The sequence below is a fragment of the Streptomyces clavuligerus genome (assembly GCF_005519465.1).
GTDB classification, from domain to species: domain Bacteria; phylum Actinomycetota; class Actinomycetes; order Streptomycetales; family Streptomycetaceae; genus Streptomyces; species Streptomyces clavuligerus.
On the sequence record NZ_CP027859.1, the window covers coordinates 605,307 to 629,093 of the forward strand.

Consider the following 23,787-nt stretch of genomic DNA (forward strand, 5'->3'; position numbering starts at 1 on the left):
GAGGGCTCCTCGCTCAGATCGGGTACGCGGTGGACACGTAGTAGCCGCCGGGCTTGTGTCCGGGGGCACGCTGAAGGAGGACGACATAGCCGTTCCCCGCCTTGCTGTGCTTCCCGTCGTGGGTCATCACATCACCGAGCGAGTTCTTCGCCCCGAAGGTGCCCCGGAGCTCCAGCGGCTTCGTGGCGCCCTTGCGCAGCCAGTCCTGGATCTTCGCCTTGTTGGCGGCCACGGCGTAGTCCACGACCTGCTGGGCGGTCTGCCGGTCGACCCACCGGCTGTTCGACGTCGGCTTGCCGTACTTCCGGGTCTTCTTGATCGCCAGTTGCTTCATCTGCTCCAGGGTCACGTCGACGTGCTCGTCCAGGGTGTGCGCGAGGCCCGGGTAGAGCACGGCGTCCCTGGCCAGGTCGTTGCAGTTGTGGACGAGGGCACTGCGCTCGCCGACACCGACGTAGTAGCTGTCGATGCCGCTCACATCGAGGTCGTATGTCGTCTGCTCGGCGGCGAGGCGCTCGCTGCCCGCGACGGTCAGCTCCCGGCCCTCGCCGTCGAGCAGCCTGCTGCCCGGCACCAGCTCATCGGCCCGGACCCAGTCCCGGCGGTCGGCCGACCAGTACAGATGGTGTCCGGTGGATGTGACGGTGGCGCCGTTCTCGGCGGTCAGCCGGGTGAACTCCTTGTCGGACTCGGTGACGATCGCCGACAGCACCGGCTGGACCCGGGTGAGCGGGGTATCACCGGTGGGGTCGGTGGCCAGCACCAGATCGCCCGACTGGACGTCCTCGATGGGCTTGCGGCTGCCGTCGCCCATCAGCACGGCGGTGCCGGCCGGGAAGCTGTTGCAGCCGGGGATCGACTTGTCCTTGCGGATGTCGTCGGGCTTGAGCGCCTTGCCGCCCGCCTTGATCCAGCGCAGGACGAACAGGGAGCCGGTCGCCCGGTCGTAGGCGTCGAGCTTCTCGCCGGTCGCCAGGTCCTTGCCGGTGATGGCCTCGACGACGCCCTTGCCGTCGCCGATCCCGGGGATCAGGCCGAGCAGCAGGGACATGCGCCTGTCCTGCTCGGCGCTGTCCAGGCCGGAGGAGCCGCTGGCCCAGGTGTCCCCGATGTGGGAGAAGTCGAAGTCGATGGCGGGCAGCTCCCGGAGCTTCGCCGCCGCCTTCTTGATCTTGGGAATCTCCTTGTTCATCTTGTCGACGCCGCGGTTGGCCTGGGCGATGCCCTGGTTCATCTGGTCCATGCCGCGGTTGGCCTGCGCGATACCGCGGTTCATCCCGTCCAGGGCGCTGTTGACGTCGCCGACGGCGTCGTTCATGTCGTCGAGCGCCCGGTTCATCTGCGACATCCCGGCGTTGATGTCGTCCAGGATCTTGTTCATCTCGATGATCGCGTCATGGAGCATCAGCACCAGCTCGATGAGCTTGGTGAGGGCTTCCACCAGGGCGATCAACAGCTTGACGAGGCTCTTCACCGCCTCGATCAGCACCTGGACCGATTCGATGACCAGCACCGCCACGGTCTGCATGGCGTCGATGGTCTTCTCCGCGGCGCGGGCCGCGGTCTTCAGCCGCTCCTCGGCCTTGGCGCGTTCGGCGGGGTCCGCGATCGACGCGGGGTCCTGCTGCAACAGCTTCTGGAACGGTGCCAATTCGGCCTGGAGCTTCTGGATGTTCCCCAGATTCTGGACGAGGTCCTTCGCGCCCTCGTGGGCGGTGAACCCGAACAGCCCCACCCCTGCGCCGGTCCGTACGGACTGCTCGGCGAAGGCCCGGTAGCAGCGCGGCTTCTCCAGCAACGACTTGCTGCCGCAACCGGAGTAGGTCGCCGCTGCCTTGATCAGCTCCGCCATCCGGTCGGCGGTGGACTTCTCCTGGGCCTTGGCCGCTGCCGCCCGCGCGGCCTCGGCCGCCTCGCGTGCCGTGTCGGAGGCCGATCGCACCTGCGCGCTCTGCGAGGCGACGGCGGTGTGCTCCCCCAGTCCCAGGGAGAGGAAGACCGCCAGAACGGTCAGGAGAGGTGTCACTCTCCAGGTCATGCGGTGGTACATACATGCCTTACAGACAGGGAGGCCGCACCTGATGAGTGGTGAGATCAACAGATGGGCCTCGTTTTCCCCCTGATGGTTACCCATCAGTCAATGAACGACAGACAGAGTACGATAAATCTGATCATGGTCAGGCCGATCGGGTCAGCCGGGAGTGCGGTGGAGCCCTCGCTCCGATCCTCCCCCGATCCTTTTCGCGCTGCGCCCCCGCCGACCCTGATCGGTCCCCGAGTCGACCCGGAAAGGCCCCTGACTCGGGCGCCACATGAGCGACGGAGCGCCTAACGTGAAAGACGGCGGTGCCCGGCCGGGTCCGCACGGCTGACACCGCCCCTCTCTTCGCGAGGAGGACCATCCATGTCGTCACGGGGCAGATCCGTACTGCGGCGCATCGCGGCGCGGGCCACGGCTGTGGTGCTGGGAATCGTCATGGCCGTCACCAGCGGCCTTGTCACCACCGGCCTTGTCACCACCGGCCTTGTCACCACCGGCCTTATCGCCGCTCCTGCGGCTCACGCGTCGCCGTCCGCCGCGGGGGTCCTGCGGTGGGCACCGTGCGGCGGTCCGGCGAGACCGGGAGCCGAGTGCGCCACTCTCCCGGTGCCGGTCGACTGGGCCCGCCCGGACGGGCCGGGACTCGGCCTGGCCGTGGCCCGCCGCAAGGCCACCGGCCCCGGCACACGTGTCGGTTCGATGGTGTTCGGCCCCGGCGGGCCGGGCGACTCGGGTGTGGAAACGGTGGTGCGCCGTATCGGCCGGTTCAGCCCCGAGGTCCGCAGCAGGTTCGACATCGTCAGCTTCGATCCGCGTGGCGTGGGGGGCAGCAGTCCGGTGATCTGCTCCGGCGACCTGTTGGCCGAGCGGCCGTCACCCGAGCTGAGGAGCCAGGCGGACTTCGACGCCACCGTGGCGTACAACAGACGGCTCCGTGCCGACTGCCGAGCCCGTACCGGCCCGGTCTTCGACCACCTCGACACCGCCCGGACGGTCCGGGATCTGGAGGCCCTCCGGGCCGCCCTCGGCGAGCGGAAGCTGACCTTCCACGGCAGCTCGTACGGCACGCTGCTCGGGGCGCAGTACGCCGAGACCTATCCGCGCCGTGTCCGCGCGATGGTGCTGGAAAGCGTCATGGACCACAGCGTCCCGACCACCCGTGACTTTCTGCGGTCCCAGGCGGCCGCTGCGGACGATTCCTTCCAGGAGTTCGTGAGCTGGTGCGACGGCGCCGCGGAGTGCGCGCTGCGCGACCGTGATGTCCGCGAGGTCTGGCGGGGCCTGTTGACGCGGGCCGGGCGGGGCGAGCTGGAGGACCCGACGAAGCCGGGCATCGCGCTGTCGTCCGCCGACCTGGTCAACAAGATCGCGTTCCGAAGTTTCTACCGGGCCGACCACGCGGGCCTGGCCACGGTGATCGCGAAGATGGACACGAGCGAACCACTGCCGGCGTCGCCCACCCGGGTGGCGCCGCTGCCTCCGGCCACCCCGGTCTTCTGCTCGGACTGGCGACTGCCGGTGCGCGACCACCGGGAGTACGCCTCGCTCGTCGCCCTGATGCACACGACCGCGCCCGACCTGCCTCATCTGCTGCCGATACAGATGGTCGCGGCGTGTCTGGGCACGCCGACCGCCAACCCGCAGCATCGTCTGGACGCACGCGGCGTCCCGCCCGTCCTGGTGTCCAACGCGCTGCACGATCCCGCCACCGGCCACCCCTGGGCCGTCTCGGTGGCCCGGCAGCTCGGCCGCAGCGGCGTGCTGCTCACCTACGAGGGCCATGGGCACGGCAGCGTCACCCGCGGCCCGTGCATGGAGGACACCGTGGACAGCTACCTCATCGACCTGACCGTGCCGCCCCGGGGCATGAGCTGCCCCGCCATACCCGTCTGACCCGCCCGTACGACTTCGCGACACGACGGCAGGCGTATAGCGCTTGACGTATATCGCGTGACGACCACTGCCGAGGTCGACTCCGGCGCGTTCGCCCCTTCTCCCCTGCCGGGCCCTCGGCGAACCTGGTACCGGATGCACTGCTTCACCTTCCGGAGGCGAGGGAGCGATGAGGACACGTTCGCATGGGGCCGGTGCGCTGGCCGTCGGAGCCGCCGTGATGACGCTGCTCGCCGGTCAGGCGCACGCGGTACCGGTGTTGCCCCCGGGCGGCTGGAACGGGGACCCCGACACCGGCCTCGGTACCGGCGTCTTCGGTCATATCGGCAGCAACTGCGATCCGCTCCACGGCAACAGCGTCACCAGCCCGACCGACGACAGCCGTGGCAAGATCTGGCGTTACCACAAGCCGGTGGGCTCCGGACGCTGCGAGAGCAAGGGCATCACCGTCCCGGACAGCGCCACCGGCCGCGGCGTGGTCCACGACTTCACCCCCCGGGAAGGAGAGCGGACCACGTACTACTTCGGCTGGGAGAGCAGACTCTCCAGCACCGTGGACAACCATGCGATCTTCCAGTGGAAGTCCTACCCCGCGGGCCTACAGAACTGGCCCGTCGTCCTCAAGGTGGTGAACAGCAGACTCACCCTGATCCACCGCAAGGAGACCTCGCCCGTCCCGGACACCCTCTGGGACCGGGCCCTCCTCCCCCATGAATGGAACCACATCGTCCTGGGGCTGACGCTCTCCGGCGACCCGAGCACCGGCGCCATCGAACTATGGCTCAACGGGGCGAAGCAGACCCTCAGAAACGGCGGGACGGTGTGGAACGGCCGTACCTGGGACTTGGGGAACCAGCCCAAGTGGGGTCTGTACGGGGCCACCGCGCACGAGGTGGACCACGACATCGACCGGGTCCGGGTCAGTACCGACTACCACGATGTGAAGCACGGCTGACGCTCGGGCAGGCATGGCGGCCGACAGGCCATGGGGAGGCTGGAGAAAGAGAGAGTAGAGCAGTCATCAGCCGGACTGTCGCGACGATTCGGATGTGGTGGACTCTGCGGATTCGACCGGTTTCGCCGCGGCTGGCTCATCGGATTCGGAACTCGGCGCGCGCAGATTCCGTACGGCCGGAATCATCAGCACCACGGAATTGGCGAGGAGTTGCCAGCCGACACCGACGGCCAGGACCAGGCCGATGCTGGTGTACTCGGCCAGCGGACCGGCGAGGGCAAGTCCGATCGGTCCCACCGAATAGGCGCCGAAGGTTACATACGACATCACCCGGGACAAGCTGTCCGCGGGGACGTGCCGCTGGATCGTCGTCATCCAGAGGCTGTTGAACACCGCGCTCGACACACCGGCGGTGAGCGCCGCGGCACACACCGTCCACAGCGGGGCGCGGACCGCGAAGGCCGCCGAGGGCGCCGCCCACACAAAGGTGACCAGGGTGGTCACCACCAGCGGACGGGACGGCCGCCGACCGAGCAGCAGCAGGCCACCCAGCAGGGAGCCGACGCCGAAGGTGGCGACGATCAGACCCCATGCCTCGGAGCCGCCGTAGTCACGATCCGCCGAGACGGGGCCGAGCACCAGGTAGGGCGCCCACACCAGCAGATTGAACAAGGTGAACTGGAGTGTGACGGTCCATAGCCAGGTGTGCTCCGAGAAGGCCCGCCATCCGGACCGCAGTTCGGCCACCATGGAGCTGCCGCCGCGGTCGGGGGCCTGGTCACCGATCCGCAACATGAGCAGGGCCACGACGCTGGCCAGGTAACTGAGGGTGTTCACCAGCAGCACGGCCGCCGCCGACACGACCGCGATCAGCACCCCCGCGACGGCCGGTCCGGCCACGTTCGCCGCCGAGTGGGCCATCCCGAGCCAGGAGTTGGCCTCGGGCAGCCGGTCCTTCGGCGCGAGTTGCGGAACCAGGCCGTCGAACGAGGGCAGGAACAGGGCCTCGCCCACCCCACCGCAGGCAGCGAGTGCGACGACCACCCACAACGGCACCGGCCCGAGTATGAACAGCACCGCCAGGGCACCCTGGCTGAGGGCGCGGACGGAGTCGGCCACCAGCATCACCGTGCGCCGCGGCAGCCGGTCGCCGAGCACGCCGCCGCCCAGCAGGAGAAGCACCATCGGAACGATACGAGCGGCGAGCACCAGACTCAGATCGGTGGGTGAGCCCCCCATGTGCAGGACCGCGAAGGCGAGCGCCACGGAGGCCATGGACGTACCGAGGTTGGAGGTGAAGTATCCGACGAAGAAGACCGAGAAATCACGGGAACGAAAAACTGCGAAACGCTCCTGAGACCCCATCAACGGACAATCCTCACCATGAAGGGAAAAGAGCTCTGCGGAGCGAATCCATGCACTGAATCAAAAGCCCTTTCCCACGACACACATTTGTTTCCTCGCTGAGGGAAGAGGCTACGCAACCCGAACGATCCACGCCGACCCGAGGGTCACTGGCCGAAGACACGTCCCCGTTCGCTCCCCGGAGCGGCCACGGCCCCCAGCGCGCCATGGCCGAACCCTCACCGTCAACCCGGACACGGCCCCCGGGACAGCCAGAGCGCGCCTGCCCGCTGCCCCGGTCCGTCGTCCACCCCCCGGTGGACGGCGGATCACCCCGGGGTCGCAGCCGCGGCGGCCGGACGCGCAACCCCCGGCCGAGGGACGTTCATCCGCCGAGCTGATGCCCGACGGCCTGCCCCCTCCTTAGCCTTCTTGCATGATCGAAACCCACCGCGGCATCCACCGCGGCGCCCTGGCCGCGCTGCTCGCGCTCTCCGTCACCCTGCCTCTGGCACAGACGGCGATGGCCAGGCCGTTCCCCGTGTCCGCGGCGGCCCCGGGGTCCTCGTTCTCCGCTCCCGACCGGCCCGGGAGCGTACCGGCCCCGCTCGTACCGTCGGGTCCGCCGGCCTCGGCCACCTCCGACGGCGACGGCAACGGCGACGGCGAGATCCGGAAGTGGTACGAGCGGATCGTGCTCCCGCGCCCCACCGGACCGTACGCGGTGGGCACATCGTCCCTGCATCTGACGGACCGTGACCGCCAGGAGCCCTGGGTGCCCGGTGCCGGACCCCGGCAGTCGCTGGTGTCCCTGCACTATCCCGCCCGCCCGCGCACCGGCGGCCCGGTCGCGCCCTATGTCCGCGCGGACGAGGCCCGCGCGCTGGTGGAGACCCTGGGCAAGGACCTCCTGCCGCCGGACAGCGCGGGACCGATCGCCGGGACGCGGACCTGGTCCCGGCAGGACGCCCGCCCGGCCCGGGGCTCCTTCCCGCTCCTCGTCCTGTCACCGGGCTTCGGCGCGCCCCGCCAGAGCCTGACCCATCTCGCCGAGTCCCTGGCGGGCAACGGCTATGTCGTCGCCTCCCTCGACCACGCCTTCGAGTCGGCCGCGACGGCCTTCCCCGACCGGGGTGTCCTGCCCTGTACGGCCTGTGAGAAGACGGAGACCGGAGAGGTCGGCCACGCCGCGGTGGTGGAGGGGCGGGCGAAGGACGTGTCCCATGTCCTGGACCGGCTCCTCGGCCCCGCGTCCGTCTGGCGGCACTCCTCGATGATCGACCCCCGGCGGATCGGCATGGCCGGACACTCCATCGGCGGGGCCTCGGCCGCGCGCACCATGGCGGAGGATCCCCGGGTGGACGCCGGAGTCAATATGGACGGCAGCTTCTTCTCCCCCGTCCCCGAGGAGGGGCTGAGGGGCCGACCGTTCCTGCTGCTGGGCGCCGAGGACGGTGTCCCGGGCGGCACCGACGCCACCTGGGACGACGGTTGGAAGCGGCTCGACGGCTGGAAGCGCTGGCTGACGGTGGCCGGAAGCCACCATCTCACCTTCAGCGACGCGCCCGTGCTCGCCTCGGCGCTGGGGGTGCCGGGCACGCCCGGCGGACTCTCCGGCCGGCGGTCGCAGCAGATCACCCGCGACTGTGTCACCGCCTTCTTCGACCGCCATCTGAAGCACGCCGACCGCCCCCTGCTCGACGGCCCGACCGCCGCCAACCCCGAGATAACCTTCCACTCCCCCTGACCGGCGGGGCCGCCCCTCCCCGTTCGTCAGCGGGCCGGGGCCGGGGCGGCTCGTCCCCCTGAAGCCGTGGCCTCCTCCGGCGGCGGGCGGTCCCGGCGCGGCGGGCCGGGCAGGGTCAGGCCAAGGAGGCCGGGGAGGCCGGGGCGCTCACGGCGGTGTTCTGTCCGGCCACGATCCTCCAGCCGTCCGGGCGCTCGGCGATCACATAGAGCGCCGATCCCCAGACGCCGTCGACGGGGGTTCCCGCGGCGTCGGTGGGTGTCTGGACCACGTTCACGGCGATGACCCCGGGGACGATCTCCAGGAGCTTGGTGATCTCGTAGCGGGCGAAGGACTCGCTGAGGAAACCCTTCAGCGCGGGAGCACTGGACTCGGTGATCGCCGCACGGCCGTCCAGCCGCGTACCCATGGCGTTGGACCAGGACGCCTCGGTCGCGAACTGCTCGCCCAGCGCGATCGGGTTCTTGGTGTTGAACGCCTCCTCCAGCGCCTTCACCACGGCGGACACCGCCTCCTGGATCTGCCACGACACCGTTCCCACGACAAGGACCTCGTTGGGCATGACCGTATCCCTTCGGTTCCGGACTCCGTCCGGGGCGACGGTCGTCGTCGCCGAGATCCATCCGACAACCTCAAGAGCGGTTGAGATCAAGCGGAATGCCGCCCGGTCCGCGGCCGGGCGCGGCGCCAGCGGCCATGACCGACCCCTCTACTCTGTGGTACCGTGTACTGGTACTTGGTACTACGCAGTACTAAGAAAACCGAAGAGGACCCGCGATGGACGATCTGACGGAGATGCTGAAGGGCACGCTTGAGGGCTGCGTGCTGCACATCATCAGCAGCGAGGAGACCTACGGGTACGCCATCACACGTCGGCTGAACGAACTCGGCTTCACCGACGTCGCCGAGGGGACGGTCTACACCATCCTGGTGCGACTGGAGCGGAACGGACTCGTCCAGGTGACGAAACGGCCCTCCGGGCTGGGGCCACCACGCAAGTTCTTCGCGCTCAACGACACGGGGCGCCAGGAACTCGCGACGTTCTGGGCGAAGTGGGAGTACCTCTCCTCACGCATCGACAAGCTCAAGGAGGGCGGGCGATGACCTTCTGGGAGACCATCACCGGCAGCGACCTCACCAGGGAATGGAAGGGATTCCAGGCCCGGGCCGACGCGCTGCCGGACGACCACCGGGCGGCGTGGGAACAGATCAACGCGCATCTCTTCCCCCACGCGGACTTCACCGGCCGCAGCCTGATGCCGATTCTCGACGGCGTCCTGGGGCTGCTCGAAGAGACAGCGGCGGACGGGCGGAGCGCTCACGAGGTGCTCGGCGACGACCTCCCGGGCTTCTGCTCGGCGCTGGTCGGCGGCGAAGGGGCCCGGAGCCATCGCGACCGGTGGCGCGAGCAGTTGAACAGGAACGTCGCGAGGAAACTGGGCCGGCTGGGAGGCTGACATGAGTATCCAGGACATCATCCAGGGCAAGAGGCAGTGGCGGGCGCACCGGGCGCGGATCGAGGCGCTGCCGCCGGACTACCGGATCGTCTACCGGGAGATGCAGAGGTATCTCTTCAAGGTCGGACCGGTCTCCCTGTCCGAGGGGAACCTCCTCTCGGAGATCGCCGACTTCTTCGAGGAGGGCGTGGCGGGCGGCAAGGGGGTGCTGGAGCTGACCGGCAGCGACGTCGCCGCCTTCTGCGACGGCCTGATCAAGGACTCGCGCACCTATGCGGAGATCCACCAAGAGATCATCGGCGGAAAGACCACCGGCGCGGCCGGGAAGTAGCACCCGCCGCCCTTCCCCGGGGACGGGCCCGGGACCCCGCCGAAAGGTTTCAGCCGACGGCGGCGAGCCCCGGGCCCGCTGCCGTCGGCGGGTGAACCTCCCGGTGTGCGCGTCCGTGCGATGGGGTGCGCCCCGACGACAGAAGACGACAGGAACGGCGACAGGAACCACGCGCGCCGGCCTTCCCCATGCCTCACCGGAGCGATCCCAAGGCCGGCCTTGCCCCCCACCTCGTGTGTCCGTTCCTCCCCCCATCCGTTCTGCATGACGTCCTGCCCCAGGGAGGGCAACGATGTTCCAGCGGCTCAGGCCCGCGGCGCTGATCGCGGCAGCCATGTGTACAGCACTCCTCTTCGGCCCGACCGGTACGGCGCAGGCCGACGGCTCCCCCCTGATCGCCCGTGTCGGCAGCGGCGACCACCTGGTCGCGATCGGGTACGAGCACAGTGACTACGGCGGCGCGGCCCTCCAGTTCTTCAGCGATCACTCGGACTGCTCGCCCACGTCGCGGACGCACAACTTCGACACGTTCCCCCCGGGCTGGAACGACAGGATCAGCTCGATGCGGATCGGCGGCGGCACGTGCGGCGCCTACGCCTTCGACCACATCAACCGGCACGGGCCGATGGTCACGATCGGTGGCTATGTCTCCTCCATGCCCGCCGGGTGGAACGACCGCCTCAGCTCTCTTGAGGTCACCTATGCCTGGTGGTGGCCCCGGGCCCGCTGACCCGGGGCGACCGCCGCGGCGCTCGGCCCGATGCCCGGCGACCGGCTGTGCACAGGCCCCGGACCCGCCCCGCCCGTCCGTCCATCCGCCCGTCCGTCATCCGTCCGTCCGCCCGTCCATGTCAGCCGAAGGGGTCGTTGACGTTGTCGGGGGTGACGGGACGTCGGCGGGCCCGGTGGGCGAGCCACACGGTGGCCGTCACGGTGGCCGCCGCCACGAGGGCGACGCCCGGGACGCCCCGACCGGCGACGGCCGCGCAGCCACCGCCGATGGCGGCCGCCGAGGGCAGGGTGAGCACCCAGGAGAGCGCGATCCGTCCGGCGATCCGCCACCGGACGGCCGACAGACCGCGGACCAGGCCGACCCCCAGGATGCTGCCCGAGCAGACCTGCGTGGTGGAGAGCGGAAAGCCCAGCCGGGACGAGCCGAGGATGACGGCGGTCGCCGCGGTCTCGGCGACAAAGCCCTGAGCGGGCCTGATGTCCGTGAGCCGGGTGCCCATCGTCCGGATGATCCGCCAGCCGCCGCAGTATGTCCCGAGGGCGATCGCCGCCCCCGCCGTGAGCACCACCCACAGCGGCGGCGGCGAGCCATGGGCGAGGACTCCGCCGGAGATGAGCGCCAGCGTCATGACGCCCATCGTCTTCTGCGCGTCATTGGTGCCATGGGCGAGGGCCACCAGGGAGGCCGACCCGATCTGGCCGATCCGGAAGGCACGGGCCGCCGGGCCCCGGTCCGGGTCCCGGACGACCAGGCGGACCAGGCAGATCCCGGCCAGCGCCAGCAGACATCCGACCACCGGCGAGAGAAGCGCGGGGAGGATCACCTTCCCGAACACCGCGCCGAAGAAGACGGCCGACTCCCCCGCGCCCACCCAGACCGCTCCGATCAGCCCGCCGAGAAGGGCGTGTGTGGAACTCGACGGCAGACCGAGGAACCACGTGAACACATTCCACAGAATGCCCCCGGTGAGACCCGCGAAGATCATCATCAAGGAGACCTGGGCGTCGTCCACAAGGCCGCCCGAGACGGTCTCCGCGACCCGTACCGAGAGAAAGGCGCCCACCAGGTTGAACACCCCGGCGACCGCGACGGCGACCCGCGGCCGGAGCGCCCCCGTGGCGATGGAGGTGGCCATGGCGTTCGCGGTGTCGTGGAAGCCATTGGTGAAGTCGAAGGCCAGCGCCGTGACCAGCACCAGGGCGAGGAGGGCGTCGGGCCGACTCACCGGGGGCTCGCCCACGGTACGGGAACGGTGATCACCACGCCGATGACTGCCTCCACCGTCGGGACCGGAGAAGCGGGACAAAACCGTGTACAAAACGCCGTGCGCCTGCCCGTGCCGTCGGCCCCGGAACGGCCATGACCTCATGGCCGCGCCTCGGGATCGGCCCCATGACCGGGCCTTCTGCCCACGACCGACGACGAACGCACCCTACGCCCGACGACCTCCGGTCCCGGGCAGGCGCACCAGCGCGGTGCGGCGCCGCTCGAATGACGGGTTCCCCGTACCGCCGTCGGCCGTGCCCCACCCGTCCAGGAGCGGCAGGAGCCCTATCGGCTGCCGCGCCGAATCCAGTGCGCGCGGCGCTGGTAGCGGGCGACCGGTGGCGGAGCCGGGGGAACCGGGCCGCTCTCCGCCGGTGGCGCGGGCGCGGGGCGGTCGGTGGCGGCGGTGGTGGTGGTCCGATCGGGGGCGGGCGGGCTCAGGCCGTCCGCCGTGTACCGGGTCGCCGCGATCGTCTCCACGAGCTGCTCCTCGGTGAACTCCTCCGAACCGGGAACATGGGGGACGAAGCCGATGAGCACCCCGTCACCGACGATCTCCGCGTCGAGCCCGGCCGCCCCGTCGACGTCCCACAGCGCCTCGATGTCCGTGTCGAGCACCACCCGGATGCCGAACTCGTAGACACCCGCCTCGACGACATGCGCCATCACTCCGCGCCCGCGCAGCGCCTCGACCATCCGGCGCGCTCGTCCCTCGTCCATGACGGCCGTACCTCCTCGGCCCCTGGCACGTCCCGGGGTGGGGCGCGCCACCGCCACGGGCCGTGAACCGCCCGCGTTTCCCACGGTACTCCCGCTCCGGGGACGGGCCGGGGCGGCTCGCCGCTCCGGGATCGGCGGCTGTCAAGCGCGGCGGATGATGAGCGGGGTGGTGAGCGTTCCGTCACCCGCCTCACGCCCCCCGTTCGAGTGAAGCGCGCGCCCCGGCCGACCGCCGATCGCGCATACCTCTCGGCACCTCGTCCATGCATTCCACGAGGGACCACCCGAAAGAGATCTCAACAGCCCCTGCCGTCGTAGCGTCCTGGAATCATCGGATGACCATTCGCAGCGGACGTTCAGTGAACGTGAAGGGATGACGATGAGCACTGCTCAGGCGGCAACCACAGGCGGCGAGGGCTCCACCCCTCCGATCAGCACGGTCGCGGGGACCGGGGTCGCGGGGTTCACCGGGGACAACGGGCCCGCTGTCGCCGCTCAGTTGAACCGCCCGTACGGGATCGCGGTGGACAGCGCGGGCACCCTCTACTTCTCCGACTACAACAACCACCGGGTCCGCAAGATCACGACGGACGGGAAGGTCAGCACCGTCGCCGGGATCGGGTCAGCGGGCTATCGGGGCGACAACGGCCCGGCCGTGTCCGCCCAGTTGAACTGCCCTCGCGAGGTGGCGGTGGACGGCGCGGGCGCCGTCTATGTCACCGATGCCGAAAACCACCGGGTCCGGAAGATCACTGCTGACGGGACGATCAGCACCGTCGTCGGGACGGGGGTCGCGGGCTTCAGCGGCGACGGCGGCCCCGCCACCGCCGCCCGGCTGAACCGCCCGTTCGGGGTGGCGGTGGACAGCACCGGAGTCCTTTACGTCACCGAGTACAACAACAACCGGATCCGGAAGGTCGCGGCCGACGGGACGATCAGCACCGTGGCCGGTACCGGGGCCACGGGCAACCGGGGTGACGACGGCCCGGCCGCCTCGGCCCAGCTGAACCGCCCGTACGGAGTGGCGGTGGACGGCGCGGGCGCCGTTTACATCGCCGATACCGACAACCACCGGATTCGGAAGATCACGGCCGACGGGACGATCAGCACCGTCGCCGGCACGGGCACCGGAGGCTTCGACGGCGACGGCGGCCCCGCCACCGCCGCCCGGCTGAACCGCCCGATGGGAGTGGTGATCGACAGCACCGGCACCCTCTACGTCGCCGACTACGGCAACCACCGGATTCGGAAGATCACGACGGATGGCAAGATCGGCACGGTCGCCGGCACGGGCACCGGAGGCTTCGGCGGCGACGGCGGCCCGCCCGCCTCGGCCCAGGTGAACAATTCCCTGGGGGTCGCTGTGGACTGCGTCGACACGCTCTACATCGCCGACTACGGCAACCACCGGGTGCGGAAGGTCGCGTCCGCGCGGATGGCCGGGCTGCCCGAGTCGGGCTCGGTGGTCTCCTGGGCCAATGTCCGCAGCAGGCTGCGGATGGGGGTCCAGCGCGAGTCCCTCCAGGACGGGGCCGAGATCCACCAGACCCTCGCCGCCGCCAGGGACCATCAGCGGTGGCGGCTGCTCGTCGCGGGTCAGGACGGGGGCGAGGTCCTGTACACGATCGAGAACCTGCGCAGCGGCAAGGTCCTGGAGGTCGTCGCGGCGCAGGTGCGGAACGGCGCGGTGGCCGCGCAACGCGCCTACGAGGGCGGCGACGCGCACCATCAGCAGTGGCGGCTGATCCCGGTGGGCTCCACGAGCGACACTCCGCGGGTGTACGAGATCGCCAACCGCAACAGCGGACTGCTGCTGCGGGTCGACACCAACGCCCGCGCGGTGATCAAGCAGCATGGGGCGGAGGGCGACCACCGGGACCGGCAGTGGCAGTTGCTCCCTGTGTGACGCACCTGACGCACGAGGGGGCAGGGGCGAGACCGCCCCTGCCCCCTCGGAAGGCGGGTCCTACTTCTTGGACGGGTCCTCAGCGGTCGGCTTGGACGCCTTGGGAGCCTGGGCCTCGGGCGTCGGGGGCGCCTTGGGGGGCTGGTTGAAGTCGCTCTTCCTCGGCATGGTCTGCAGATCCTCGTCCTTCTGGAGATCGCCGTGCTCGGTGACCGTCGTACTCGACTGCCGCATGCCCGCGGACGCCGCCGAGGACACCGAGCCGGGGTTCCCCGCGTACTGGGCCTGCGCGCCGGCCGAGGTCTGGGTGGTCTGGATGAAGGAGCCGAGGAAACCGAGGACGGCCCGTGCTTCGGGCGACTGTTCCTGGACGACCTTCGCCCGGGAGGAAGCCCCGTGGATACCGTTGGGGAAGAGGCTTGTGCTCGTGTCGTCGTATGTGGCGTCGTCGGCGTCCTCGAAGTCGACGCCCGCCCCCGGTTGCGGCTTGGTGCCGTCGGTGGTCACCGAGAAGAGGCCCGCGCCCGTGCTCGCGAAGCCGAAGATGTTGTCGAACACCATGGTCGTCACTCCTGATCGTCGTCGTCGTGGCGGCGGCGCCGCCCGGTCAGGGCTGCTTGTGCAGCTCCCGTTCGCTGCCGGTCAGGCTCTCGCCGTCGAACATCGTGTGGTGGACCTCCAGGGCGGAGACCACCTCGGCCAGTCCCTTCATCCGGAAGCCGCCGCCCGCAAGGCCGAGGTCGGCGATGTCCCGGGCGACCACCTCGTCGAGACCGGGGTACTCCCCGGGCTGCGGAGGGGACAGGACCGCCACCGGAACGTCGTACTTCACCGCGAGCAGTCCGGAGAAGGTCACCGGGATCTCATAGGTGTACTGCTTGACGGCGCGTCGCTGGGTGACGAGGGTCTCCACCCGGGAGCCCGGCTGGACCGTGCCGGAGATCTCCGACTTCGAGGCCCAGCTCGTGGTCAGGGTGCCGCTGACGGAGGCGGTGAGGCCCAGGGCCAACTGGGCGCTGAGATCGGCCTTGCCGGTGGCGGTGCCCGTGGTCGTGAACGCCCCCGACGTGGTCACCGAGGTCGCCGCGGAGTTCGTCACACCGTTCGTCGTCGAGTTCGTCACACCGTTCTCGGTGGTGTTGTCGTTGTCGACCCCGATGTTGTCCTTGCTGTTCTTGTTGGTCACGCTGTTCTTGACCTTGTTGTCCATCGTGTTCTGAAGCTGGTTCTGGAGCTGTGTCTGGAACTGCGCCTGGAGCTGGAGTTGCAGTTGGGCCGCCAACTGCAACTGGAGCTCCGCGCCGACACTGCCGCCGAAGGTGAGCTGGCTCGATCCCTGGAGCGACCAGGTGATCCCGTTCGACACGGTGAAATCGACCGAGTCGGTGAAGTTCATCGTGGAGGTCTGGCTGAGGTTGACATAGGCACGTGAGGAGAATGTGTCGGGCGGGGGCTGGTTGATATTGCGCCGCTCCTCGATCAGCGGCTCCCCGAGGTTCATATAGGCGAGCCAGCCCCGTTGGTATGCGGACCCGGAGAAGTTGCCGAAGCTCGATTTGTTCAAGGAGAATCCGACCGGCTTGTGCCGCACTCCGTAATCATCGACATAGACCAGGTCAGGATGGTCCAGGATGGACCGCCAGGTCTGGTCGATGTTCAGTTCCCGCAGGTTCTTCTTGGTCAGCGGCCGACGCTTGGCCCGTTCCAGGTTGTACGCGTTGGAAGGCATTTCCCCGTCCTCGACTAATTCCGGCCGAAACTGCGCTCGGTGAAGTGGAAACAGGCATCTGCGCACGTTCCGAGAGTGGAAGCTAACACGATCCCCATTGCCCGGGAAGACATCTCAGAGATTCTTGCCCTATCGAGTGACAATCGCTCGGGAGCCACCTCGACCCGCTTGCGACGACGGTAGGTTGAGCAACCGTCGATCAATCGGCCGAGGCCGATCGATTCCATGGCAACGCCGCATTTAACGACGGCTGAGCCGAGCGTCCGACGCATTGTTCTCCACATCCAGAACAGGTGAGGTTTCCGCTATGTACACCCAAGAACGCACGGCGATGGCGAATTTGGTGGTCGGCGGCCCGGTGGCGGTGAACAGCTATGACAACGCGATCGTGGCGGCGCTGGTCGAGAACCGGCCGGTCATGCTCGTCCACGCCTTCAACGGCGGCTATCTGCGGCCCGTCGAACTGAAGGAGGAGAGCCACGACAAGGGGGTCAAACTGGCCACCGCGCTCGACCCGGCCACCAAGGACGCGCAGGGCCACCTCTGGCACATCACCCCCGGCGGCTTCTTCGGACAGCGGCCGCTGTACTTCATCGAGAGCGCCGCGGGCCAGGTGTCGCCCAAGCCCCCGGTCGCGGGCGGCGCCGACACGGGCCGCGGCGACGACGGCGCGCCGAAGCCGCAGCGCAGGCGGATCACGGTGCATCAGGAGGCGCCGAAGAGCACGGCCGACACCGTCCAGGTCGGCCTGCCCGGCAAGGTCGGCGACAAGTGGCGCGGAAAGAACGGCGCGGTCGAGGACACCCAGCTCTGGGTGGTCACGGTGACCCCGTGGGGCGGGATCACCTTCGTCCCGATCACCCACCCCGACGCCATCCTCGGCTTCAAGGACCACGCGGTGACGGCCGACAGCGAGGTGCGGCTCACCTACAACTGGGGAGGCGACTTCACCGGGACGGTCATCAACACGTTCTACCCGCGGCTGCCCAACGAGTGGAACGTCCCGTACCACCACATCTTCACGTGATCAGCGGCCATGTCCGTGCCACACCCGTCCCGAACCCATGCCCGTACCGCCTGGAAGAGGCACCACGATGCCCGTGCCCACGGAAGAACTGAAACTGGAGATCGTCCACGCCGCCACCGGGAAGACCCTGGGCGCCCGGGCCGCGCCGAGCACGGACGCGGCGCTCGTCGTCCGTGACTTTCCCGACGGCGGCCCGGGCCCGGAGCGGTGGCAGCTCGTCCCCGTACCGGCCCCGCAGGGCGGGCAGGCACCGGACCAGCCGGCCTATGTGATCCGCAACGCGGTCAGCGGCAAGGTGCTCGACAACCCCGCCGCCGCGGACCGGGGCATCCGCCAGGGCGACGCCGCCGCGGGCAAGAAGAGCCAGCAGTGGCACATCGTCCCCGTCGAGGGCGAGGCGGGCCTCTACTGCATCGAGGGCGCGGGCGACCGCGCCGTTCTCGACCTCGCCGACCCCGGCCCGGACGACACCCGGATCGTTCTGCGTGAGTACGACGACGGCGCGAAGAGCCAGCGGTGGCGGTTCACCACCGCCGCACCCGAGCGCGTCAGCGACCCCGTGCTGCGCTGGGCGTCCCTGGACCACTGGAACGGCCGCCGGTCCTGGCGGCTGGACCGCTCGGCCGCGCTGCGGCCCGTACCGGACGCGACGCCCTCCTTCAGCGACATGCTGCTGGTCCTCGAACGGTTCGGGAGCGACCAGGAGGCCGGGGCGTGGAAGGTCGAAGGGGCCACCCGCTCCCCCGGCGGACAGCCGGACCGGTGGGCCGGGACCGGTGCGCGGTTCCTCGCCGACACCGCGGGAACAGGGCGCGTGGACATCGTCGGGCTCACCCCCGCGAAGGGGGCGGTGACCTCGGCCGGCCGGGGCGACGGCACCTTCGAGGACGAGCGCGCCCTGCTTCAGTCCACGCCGCCCCCGACCCCGGCGGACCTGTGGACCCTCGCGGACACGACGGGGAACGGCAAGCCGGACGTGGTCGTGCTGGCCGCCGACGGGGTCCGGGTCTCCCGTCAGGACCAGGGCGGGGCGTTCGCGCCCACGGGCGGTGAGCTGGTCCTCAAGGCGTTCGGACACGGCAAGCCGGGCGGCGGGTGGCTTGCCGACAAGCACCCGCGCTTTCTCGCCGACACCACGGGTGACGGACGGCTCGACCTCGTCGGCTGCCACGACGACGGTGTCCGGATCTCGCTCCAGGACGAGGAGGGGAAGTTCGCGCCGCTCGCCGATGAGCCGGTGCTCCGGGCGTTCGGGCACGACGGGAGCGCGGGTGGCTGGCTCGTCGGCAAGCACCCCCGCTTTCTCGCCGACACCACGGGTGACGGACGGCTCGACATCGTCGGCTGCCACGACGACGGCGTCTGGGTGTCGCTCCAGGACGAGGAGGGGGCGTTCGCCGATCCCCTGTACATCCTCGACGACTTCGGGGTCGACCAGGGGTGGAGCTCGGTCGACGAGCACCCCCGCTTCCTGGTCGGGACCACCGGTGGCGGAGCACCGGACCTCGTGGGGTTCGGTCCGCAGGGCGTTGTCGTGGCGCGCGGGCTCGGCGACGGCACGTTCGGGCCCGCGAAGCTCGTTCTGAACGACTTCGGACTCGCCCAGGGATGGACGGGCGGGAAGCACCTCAGGTTCCTCGCCGATGTCACCGGCGACGGCGGCCCGGACATCGTGGGCTTCGGCGACGAGGGGGTCTGGGTCTCGCACAGCCTCGGCGACGGCCGGTTCGAGCAGGCTCAACTGGTGTGCCGCGGCTTCGGGTACAACGAGGACGCGGGCGGCTGGCGGGTCGACCGCCATCCCCGTTTCGTCACCGACATCACCGGGGACGGACGGGTCGACATCGTCGGGTTCGGGGGCCCGGGAGTGTATGTCGCCCGGAATCTCTTCCGCCGGTTCAGGACCCGATAGCGGGACCGACAGCAGGACCCGGCAGCCGGGCGCCGACAGCGGGCCCGGCGGCGGGTGGAGAGGCAGCCCTCGGATCGGCGGATCTCGACGGCCGTACGGCGACGGCGCGCTCCTGGCGTGCCGGAACCGCCCGGGGTGGCGGTTCCGGCACGCCTTCTTGCACCGGGCCGCCACCGCGGCTGTCCGGTGTCAGGCCGGTGCCGGAGCGCTGACGAGGATCTTGCCGAGCGCGCCGAGGACGGCGGGCTCGACGCGGTAGTAGACCCAGGTGCCGCGCCGCTCGGAGGTAAGGAGTCCGGCCTCCTTGAGCTTTTTGAGGTGGTGGGAGACGGTGGGCTGGGAGACGCCGACGTCGGAGATGTCGCACACGCACGCCTCACCGCTCTCGTGGGAGGCCACGGCGGAGAAGAGGCGGAGCCGGACCGGGTCGCCGAGCGCCTTGAACACCCGGGCGGCGATCTCGGCCTCCCGGGCCGTCAGGGGGCGCTCGGTCAGCGGCGGGCAGCTCGGGGCCGCCGCGCCCGGTCCGTTGGTCCCGGCCCGCGGCGGCGCCTTCGCATTCGACATACGGCTATGTTGACATATATCGAATCAAGGGGCGAGGTGTCACTCCCGCCCGGGCCGCCGGACGGCGGGCGGCGCGCGCGGCGGCGCGGCCCGCGCCGCGCGGGGAGTTCGGGGTGAGGCTGTCGCAGGAGCGCGGCCAGGACCCCACGGCCCGGCCGGACGCCTCCGGCACCACCGGCCCGGGTTCCCGTCCGGGCAGGGCGCGGGCGGTGGCCGGCCGGGACTGCCCGCCCCCGGTCACGGCGGCGTCCACGGCGACATCGACGCGCTCCATCAGTCAAGCCCCTGTTTCGACACACATCTATGTCGACACTCATCGAATCAGACGGCGGCCGACCTCGCAAGCCATCGACAGATGTCGAAACAGGCAGGGAAAGCGCCCGGAACCGGCCGTGCGGTGCCCGGACGGCGCCCGGCGCGGCGGGGCGCGCGCCGGGCCGCCGTTGAGCGGATGTACGCGCGGTCGTTGAGCCGCCGTTGAGTGGGGGCGGGCATCGTCGTTGCCGCGGGACGAGAACTCATCCCCCCTCGTAGCGAACGAATCGAAGGAGCGCTCCCATGCGCAGAATGCTCGCTGTGCTCGCCACCTCCGCCGCCCTCGCGCTGAGCACCGCCCTGCCGGCGGGTGCCACCACGGGCGCCGCCCCCGGTCCCTCCGGAAGCGGCAACGAGTGTGTCGCCGACGTCGACACCAAGAAGGTGACCTGCTTCGACACCTTCCGCGAGGCCGCGAAGGCAGGCTCGGATGGCGCGATCACCGACGCCGACAACCCCAAGGAGCTGAACGCCGCCCTCGCCTCCTACCGCGAGGACTGGGGCACCGGCCGCACCTGGCTCGGCACCGCCACCTGGGACTCCCAGTGGCAGGGCGACGCCCTGTACTTCTGGGGCGACCACGCCTGCGCCACCGGCAACGGCGAGGACTACGCCTGGGACCTCAGCGGCAGCCGCTGGGACGACCAGCTCAGCTCCCTGACCCCCAGCAGCGTCTGCTGGATCGAGCTGTTCCAGTTCCCCGCGAGGGGCGGCGCCAAGAGCGAGCCGTTCAAGTCCCCGGCCGGTGACCTCGGCTGGTGGAACGACCGCACCTCGACCATCACCTTCGTCTGAGCGCCGGGGGCCGGACCGCACATCCCCCGGCGGTCCGGCCCCACCGCCTCATCCCGTCGCCACCACGGCGGAACATCCCTGCTCCGCGCTCCTCAGCACCGCGTCGGCCTGTTCCGCGAACGGCTCCTCCCCCCAGCGCCGGAACGCCTCACGGCACCGCCCCGCCAGCACCCGCGCCACGTCCGTGCGCCCCAGGGCCAACTGCGCCTGCGCCAGCCGCAGCCGGGTCGCCTCCTGCCACAGCCGCAGCCGCCGGGCGCGGAACATCTCCAGCGCCGCCTGCAACTGCCCGGTCGCCTCCTGCGGCCGCCCCGCGCCGGTGAGCACCAGGCCCAGCAGATAGCGGGCGGTCGCCGTCGTGCCCTCGCCCCCGGCCCCTTCCAGCCCTTCCTTGATCCGGACGTTCTCCCGCGCCGCTGCCACGGCCTCCTCCGTCCGGCCGAGATCCAGCAGCGACCGCGCCAGATTGCCCAGGGTGCTCCCCTGCGGGAAGCGGTCGCCGCGCTCGTACCAGATCGCCAGCGACGCCTGGAAGTACGGCACGGACTCCTCGGGCCGCCCGGCCGTACGGGCGGTGATGCCGAGCCGGTTCAGCGTCCGTCCCAGCGTGACCGCGTCCCCGCTCTCCCCGCTCGCGTTCCAGGCGAGCAGGAACTCGCCCAGGGCCGCGTCCAGTTCCCCCCTGCGGTAGTGCGCGTAGCCGAGCAGATAGCGGGCCCACCCCTCGGCCCGCCGCTCCCCGCGGGCCACCGCCGTCTCCACCAGCAGCCGTACGGTGGTCCGATAGGGGACGAGGTCACCGCCGGACTCCGTCAGATACTCCAGGCAGGTCAGGATCTCGGCAACGGAGACGAGGTCGACCGGTGCCGACGGAGAGGAACCGGACAGGGACCGCCGCAGCAGCCGCAGGATGCCGTCCGACTCCGCGAGCAGCCGGTCCACGGCGGTGTCCACGTCCTGGGGGCGGAACAGCGGATGGACGGTGGGGGCGAGGCCGTCGGGCACCGAGTCCCCCGGGTACAGGAAGCGGTCCAGGCCGCGGGCGGTCGCGACCCACAGATCGAGCAGCCGCTCCAGGGCCTCGTCCCGTTCCCCCGCGGACTCCCGTTCCGCGCAGCGCTGCCGGGCGAAGTCGCGCATCAGGTCGTGGTAGCGGTAGCGGCCGGGCTCGGGGGACGAGAGCAGCGAGCCGTCCACCAGTCCCTCGCAGATCTCCTCCGTCTCGTCCGCGGGGAGGGCGAGCACCGCCGTGGCGGCGGCCAGCGTGAAGGTCTCGCCGTCCAGCAGCGACAGCAGCCGGAACGCCCGGCTCCGCGCCGGGTCCACCCGGTCCAGCCGGTCGTGGGAGAGGGCGAAGACGGACTCGACGGAGAGATCTCCCAGCCGGAGCTGCGCCAGTCGGCCCCGTTCGTCGGCGAGGCGGTGGCGCAGTCGCTCCAGGGGCCACCGGGGCCGGGAGCAGAGCCGGGACGCGGCGATCCGCACGGCCAGCGGGAGATGGCCGCAGAGTTCCACGATCGCGGCTGCTTCGGCGCGTTCGGCCCGGGTGCGCCGCTCTCCGGCGATGCGGGCGAAGAGCGCCAGCGACTCCCGCGGGTCCATCGCGGACAGGGCGTGGGTCCGTCCGTCGGCGAACCCGCCCAGCCAGGAGCGGCTGGTGACGATGACCGCGCAGCCGGGGGCCCCGGGCAGCAGCGGACGGATCTGGGCGAAGTCCCGGGCGTTGTCCAGGACGATCAGCACCCGCCGCCCGGCGAGCAGGGAGCGGAAGGCCGCCGCCCGGTCCGGGGTGGCCTCCGGGACGGCGGACGCGGCGGCTCCGAGGGCCCGCAGGAACGCGTACAGCGCCGTGCCGGGCGGCACCGGTTCGCTCCCGGCGCCACGCAGGTCGACGAAGAGCTGTCCGTCGGGGTAGTGGTGCCGGACCCGGTGGGCGACGTGCACCGCGAGCGCGGTCTTGCCGACTCCGCCGAGGCCCGCGAGCGCCACGGCGGAGGCCGTGGAGCCGGGTGTGGCGGCGGCGGTGAGGTCGCGGACGATCTCGTCGCGGCCGGTGAAGTGGTGGACGTCGGCGGGGAGTTGCGCGGGCGGGGCGGCGGCGGTCCCGGCAGCGCCTTCGCCCCCCGCGTCGTCACCCTCGTCACCCTCTTCGGGCTCTTCGCCGTCCTGTCGCGGTAACTCCCCGGGGTGCGGGCCGCCGTTCTCCGGGACGGGGGCGGGGCGCGCGCCCGGCTCCTGGCCCGAGATGATCCGGCGGTAGAGCGAGGCCAGCTCGGCCGTGGGCCGCACCCCCAGCTCTTCGTCGAGCCGCTGCCGCAGGGCGGTGTAGACCTCGATCGCCCGCGCCTGCCGCCCCTGGGCGTACAGCGCCCGCATCAGCAGGCCGTGCAGCCGTTCGTGCAGGGGGCGCTCGGCGCACAGGGCCGCCAGCTCGGTCCCGGCGCCCGCCGCGTCGCCGTCGTGGAGGCGCTGCTCCAGATGTGCTTCGACGGTGTTCTCCACCAGCCCCGTGATCCGGGCCCGCTCGGCCTCGGCCCACCGTCCGGTCAGCCCGAGCAGGGCGTCCCCCTGCCAGAGGTCGAGGGCCTCGGCCCGTCTTCCGCTCGCGCACAGGGCGCGGAACTCGGCCAGGTCCGTGGGGTGCGCGGGCATCGCGTAGCCGTCGCCGACCCACCGTACGGTCTCCGCTCCGAACAGCCGCCGGAGCTGGGAGACATAGGTCTGGAGCGTGCGTACGGCCGTGACCGGCGGGCTCTCCTCCCACAGGGCCCGGATCAGCCGCTCCCGTCCCACCGTCCGGCCCTCGGCCAGCACCAGCACCGCCAGGACGAGACGCTGCTGCGGGGTGCCCAGGGGCACGGCATCGCCCCCGCGCCAGGCCCGTACGGCACCCAGCAGCCCGAAGCGGAGCCCGCCTCCGCGGCCCGCCGCGTTCGCCGCTCTCCCGTCCTCCCGGCACGCCACGGCGCCCTGTGAATCCCCCGACACGTGACCTCTTCCCCTGTCCTTGACCGTGAGCATGGTGCAACGTGAGGTGTACCTGTCGACC

21 protein-coding genes are annotated in these 23,787 nt (G+C 70.8%); 11 read left to right on the forward strand and 10 right to left on the reverse strand.

The window, feature by feature from the left end; all coding sequences use genetic code 11:
* Positions 1 to 13: 13 nt before the first annotated feature.
* Positions 14 to 2,038 carry an RNase A-like domain-containing protein gene (locus CRV15_RS30950; protein ID WP_137986993.1) on the reverse strand — a complete coding sequence of 675 codons (2,025 nt, stop codon included), beginning with the start codon at positions 2,036 to 2,038 and terminating at the stop codon, positions 14 to 16.
* Between the two features lie 366 nt (positions 2,039 to 2,404).
* Here CRV15_RS30950 and CRV15_RS30955 point away from each other — a divergent pair, with 366 nt between their 5' ends.
* Positions 2,405 to 3,934 (forward strand): alpha/beta hydrolase, encoded by a 1,530-nt coding sequence (locus tag CRV15_RS30955; RefSeq protein WP_003955150.1) that lies wholly within the window; start codon positions 2,405 to 2,407, stop codon positions 3,932 to 3,934.
* Between the two features lie 169 nt (positions 3,935 to 4,103).
* Positions 4,104 to 4,889: a heparin lyase I family protein gene (locus CRV15_RS30960; protein ID WP_003955151.1), complete on the forward strand. Its 786-nt coding sequence runs from the start codon at positions 4,104 to 4,106 to the stop codon at positions 4,887 to 4,889.
* A gap of 66 nt (positions 4,890 to 4,955) precedes the next feature.
* Here CRV15_RS30960 and CRV15_RS30965 read toward each other — a convergent pair whose 3' ends face one another.
* Entirely contained in the window at positions 4,956 to 6,254 is a 1,299-nt protein-coding gene (locus CRV15_RS30965) for an MFS transporter (protein ID WP_003955152.1), read from the reverse strand.
* A gap of 415 nt (positions 6,255 to 6,669) precedes the next feature.
* Between CRV15_RS30965 and CRV15_RS30970 the strand changes: the two genes are divergently transcribed.
* Positions 6,670 to 7,980 carry an alpha/beta hydrolase family protein gene (locus tag CRV15_RS30970; protein WP_003963182.1) on the forward strand — a complete coding sequence of 437 codons (1,311 nt, stop codon included), beginning with the start codon at positions 6,670 to 6,672 and terminating at the stop codon, positions 7,978 to 7,980.
* A gap of 115 nt (positions 7,981 to 8,095) precedes the next feature.
* On the opposite strand, the gene CRV15_RS30975 is transcribed toward CRV15_RS30970, so the two are convergent.
* The gene (locus CRV15_RS30975; protein WP_003955156.1) at positions 8,096 to 8,542 is read right to left on the reverse strand and encodes an SgcJ/EcaC family oxidoreductase; all 447 of its coding nucleotides are present in this window, start codon (positions 8,540 to 8,542) and stop codon (positions 8,096 to 8,098) included.
* Positions 8,543 to 8,757: 215 nt separating this feature from the next.
* On the opposite strand from CRV15_RS30975, the gene CRV15_RS30980 reads away from it, so the two are divergent.
* From CRV15_RS30980 to CRV15_RS30995, 4 genes are all read left to right on the forward strand, one after another.
* Positions 8,758 to 9,084: a PadR family transcriptional regulator gene (locus CRV15_RS30980; protein WP_003955158.1), complete on the forward strand. Its 327-nt coding sequence runs from the start codon at positions 8,758 to 8,760 to the stop codon at positions 9,082 to 9,084.
* A complete protein-coding gene (locus CRV15_RS30985; RefSeq protein WP_003955159.1) occupies positions 9,081 to 9,437 on the forward strand; it encodes a DUF1048 domain-containing protein in 357 nt (118 codons plus the stop codon). Before CRV15_RS30980 ends, CRV15_RS30985 begins: the two co-directional genes overlap by 4 nt.
* 1 nt (position 9,438) lies before the next feature.
* Positions 9,439 to 9,768, forward strand: a complete 330-nt coding sequence (locus tag CRV15_RS30990; RefSeq protein WP_003955161.1) for a DUF1048 domain-containing protein — start codon at positions 9,439 to 9,441, stop codon at positions 9,766 to 9,768.
* Between the two features lie 292 nt (positions 9,769 to 10,060).
* Positions 10,061 to 10,498 (forward strand): beta/gamma crystallin family protein, encoded by a 438-nt coding sequence (locus tag CRV15_RS30995; RefSeq protein ID WP_003955163.1) that lies wholly within the window; start codon positions 10,061 to 10,063, stop codon positions 10,496 to 10,498.
* A gap of 121 nt (positions 10,499 to 10,619) precedes the next feature.
* Here the strand turns inward: CRV15_RS30995 and CRV15_RS31000 are convergent, their stop codons facing one another.
* Both CRV15_RS31000 and CRV15_RS31005 read right to left on the reverse strand, forming a co-directional pair.
* A complete protein-coding gene (locus CRV15_RS31000; protein WP_003955164.1) occupies positions 10,620 to 11,870 on the reverse strand; it encodes an inorganic phosphate transporter in 1,251 nt (416 codons plus the stop codon).
* A gap of 182 nt (positions 11,871 to 12,052) precedes the next feature.
* Positions 12,053 to 12,487 (reverse strand): hypothetical protein, encoded by a 435-nt coding sequence (locus CRV15_RS31005; RefSeq protein WP_009999198.1) that lies wholly within the window; start codon positions 12,485 to 12,487, stop codon positions 12,053 to 12,055.
* A gap of 379 nt (positions 12,488 to 12,866) precedes the next feature.
* Here CRV15_RS31005 and CRV15_RS31010 point away from each other — a divergent pair, with 379 nt between their 5' ends.
* Positions 12,867 to 14,393: an NHL domain-containing protein gene (locus CRV15_RS31010; protein WP_009999199.1), complete on the forward strand. Its 1,527-nt coding sequence runs from the start codon at positions 12,867 to 12,869 to the stop codon at positions 14,391 to 14,393.
* Positions 14,394 to 14,453: 60 nt separating this feature from the next.
* Here CRV15_RS31010 and CRV15_RS31015 read toward each other — a convergent pair whose 3' ends face one another.
* Together CRV15_RS31015 and CRV15_RS31020 are read right to left on the reverse strand one after the other, a co-directional pair.
* Entirely contained in the window at positions 14,454 to 14,954 is a 501-nt protein-coding gene (locus CRV15_RS31015) for a hypothetical protein (protein WP_009999200.1), read from the reverse strand.
* Positions 14,955 to 15,000: 46 nt separating this feature from the next.
* Positions 15,001 to 16,122 carry a hypothetical protein gene (locus CRV15_RS31020; protein ID WP_003955168.1) on the reverse strand — a complete coding sequence of 374 codons (1,122 nt, stop codon included), beginning with the start codon at positions 16,120 to 16,122 and terminating at the stop codon, positions 15,001 to 15,003.
* A gap of 307 nt (positions 16,123 to 16,429) precedes the next feature.
* On the opposite strand from CRV15_RS31020, the gene CRV15_RS31025 reads away from it, so the two are divergent.
* Positions 16,430 to 17,149 carry a hypothetical protein gene (locus CRV15_RS31025; RefSeq protein ID WP_003955169.1) on the forward strand — a complete coding sequence of 240 codons (720 nt, stop codon included), beginning with the start codon at positions 16,430 to 16,432 and terminating at the stop codon, positions 17,147 to 17,149.
* A gap of 67 nt (positions 17,150 to 17,216) precedes the next feature.
* Positions 17,217 to 19,061 (forward strand): FG-GAP-like repeat-containing protein, encoded by a 1,845-nt coding sequence (locus CRV15_RS31030; RefSeq protein WP_003955170.1) that lies wholly within the window; start codon positions 17,217 to 17,219, stop codon positions 19,059 to 19,061.
* 189 nt (positions 19,062 to 19,250) lie between these two features.
* On the opposite strand, the gene CRV15_RS31035 is transcribed toward CRV15_RS31030, so the two are convergent.
* Together CRV15_RS31035 and CRV15_RS31040 are read right to left on the reverse strand one after the other, a co-directional pair.
* Positions 19,251 to 19,628, reverse strand: a complete 378-nt coding sequence (locus CRV15_RS31035) for an ArsR/SmtB family transcription factor (RefSeq protein WP_003955171.1) — start codon at positions 19,626 to 19,628, stop codon at positions 19,251 to 19,253.
* 4 nt (positions 19,629 to 19,632) lie between these two features.
* The gene (locus CRV15_RS31040; protein WP_003955172.1) at positions 19,633 to 19,902 is read right to left on the reverse strand and encodes a hypothetical protein; all 270 of its coding nucleotides are present in this window, start codon (positions 19,900 to 19,902) and stop codon (positions 19,633 to 19,635) included.
* A 284-nt stretch (positions 19,903 to 20,186) separates the two neighbouring features.
* Here CRV15_RS31040 and CRV15_RS31045 point away from each other — a divergent pair, with 284 nt between their 5' ends.
* Positions 20,187 to 20,738, forward strand: coding sequence for a hypothetical protein (locus tag CRV15_RS31045; RefSeq protein ID WP_003955173.1), 552 nt, complete (start codon positions 20,187 to 20,189; stop codon positions 20,736 to 20,738).
* A 48-nt stretch (positions 20,739 to 20,786) separates the two neighbouring features.
* Here the strand turns inward: CRV15_RS31045 and CRV15_RS31050 are convergent, their stop codons facing one another.
* The gene (locus CRV15_RS31050) at positions 20,787 to 23,726 is read right to left on the reverse strand and encodes an AfsR/SARP family transcriptional regulator (RefSeq protein ID WP_003955174.1); all 2,940 of its coding nucleotides are present in this window, start codon (positions 23,724 to 23,726) and stop codon (positions 20,787 to 20,789) included.
* Between the last annotated feature and the right edge of the window lie 61 nt (positions 23,727 to 23,787).

Bases quoted from the DNA above. Each gene is read 5' to 3' on its own strand.
- CRV15_RS30950 (WP_137986993.1), bottom strand. From the start codon at position 2,038: ATGACCTGGAGAGTGACACCTCTCCTGACCGTTCTGGCGGTCTTCCTC.
- CRV15_RS30955 (WP_003955150.1), top strand. From the start codon at position 2,405: ATGTCGTCACGGGGCAGATCCGTACTGCGGCGCATCGCGGCGCGGGCC.
- CRV15_RS30960 (WP_003955151.1), top strand. From the start codon at position 4,104: ATGAGGACACGTTCGCATGGGGCCGGTGCGCTGGCCGTCGGAGCCGCC.
- CRV15_RS30965 (WP_003955152.1), bottom strand. From the start codon at position 6,254: ATGGGGTCTCAGGAGCGTTTCGCAGTTTTTCGTTCCCGTGATTTCTCG.
- CRV15_RS30970 (WP_003963182.1), top strand. From the start codon at position 6,670: ATGATCGAAACCCACCGCGGCATCCACCGCGGCGCCCTGGCCGCGCTG.
- CRV15_RS30975 (WP_003955156.1), bottom strand. From the start codon at position 8,542: ATGCCCAACGAGGTCCTTGTCGTGGGAACGGTGTCGTGGCAGATCCAG.
- CRV15_RS30980 (WP_003955158.1), top strand. From the start codon at position 8,758: ATGGACGATCTGACGGAGATGCTGAAGGGCACGCTTGAGGGCTGCGTG.
- CRV15_RS30985 (WP_003955159.1), top strand. From the start codon at position 9,081: ATGACCTTCTGGGAGACCATCACCGGCAGCGACCTCACCAGGGAATGG.
- CRV15_RS30990 (WP_003955161.1), top strand. From the start codon at position 9,439: ATGAGTATCCAGGACATCATCCAGGGCAAGAGGCAGTGGCGGGCGCAC.
- CRV15_RS30995 (WP_003955163.1), top strand. From the start codon at position 10,061: ATGTTCCAGCGGCTCAGGCCCGCGGCGCTGATCGCGGCAGCCATGTGT.
- CRV15_RS31000 (WP_003955164.1), bottom strand. From the start codon at position 11,870: ATGAGGTCATGGCCGTTCCGGGGCCGACGGCACGGGCAGGCGCACGGC.
- CRV15_RS31005 (WP_009999198.1), bottom strand. From the start codon at position 12,487: ATGGACGAGGGACGAGCGCGCCGGATGGTCGAGGCGCTGCGCGGGCGC.
- CRV15_RS31010 (WP_009999199.1), top strand. From the start codon at position 12,867: ATGAGCACTGCTCAGGCGGCAACCACAGGCGGCGAGGGCTCCACCCCT.
- CRV15_RS31015 (WP_009999200.1), bottom strand. From the start codon at position 14,954: ATGGTGTTCGACAACATCTTCGGCTTCGCGAGCACGGGCGCGGGCCTC.
- CRV15_RS31020 (WP_003955168.1), bottom strand. From the start codon at position 16,122: ATGCCTTCCAACGCGTACAACCTGGAACGGGCCAAGCGTCGGCCGCTG.
- CRV15_RS31025 (WP_003955169.1), top strand. From the start codon at position 16,430: ATGTACACCCAAGAACGCACGGCGATGGCGAATTTGGTGGTCGGCGGC.
- CRV15_RS31030 (WP_003955170.1), top strand. From the start codon at position 17,217: ATGCCCGTGCCCACGGAAGAACTGAAACTGGAGATCGTCCACGCCGCC.
- CRV15_RS31035 (WP_003955171.1), bottom strand. From the start codon at position 19,628: ATGTCGAATGCGAAGGCGCCGCCGCGGGCCGGGACCAACGGACCGGGC.
- CRV15_RS31040 (WP_003955172.1), bottom strand. From the start codon at position 19,902: ATGGAGCGCGTCGATGTCGCCGTGGACGCCGCCGTGACCGGGGGCGGG.
- CRV15_RS31045 (WP_003955173.1), top strand. From the start codon at position 20,187: ATGCGCAGAATGCTCGCTGTGCTCGCCACCTCCGCCGCCCTCGCGCTG.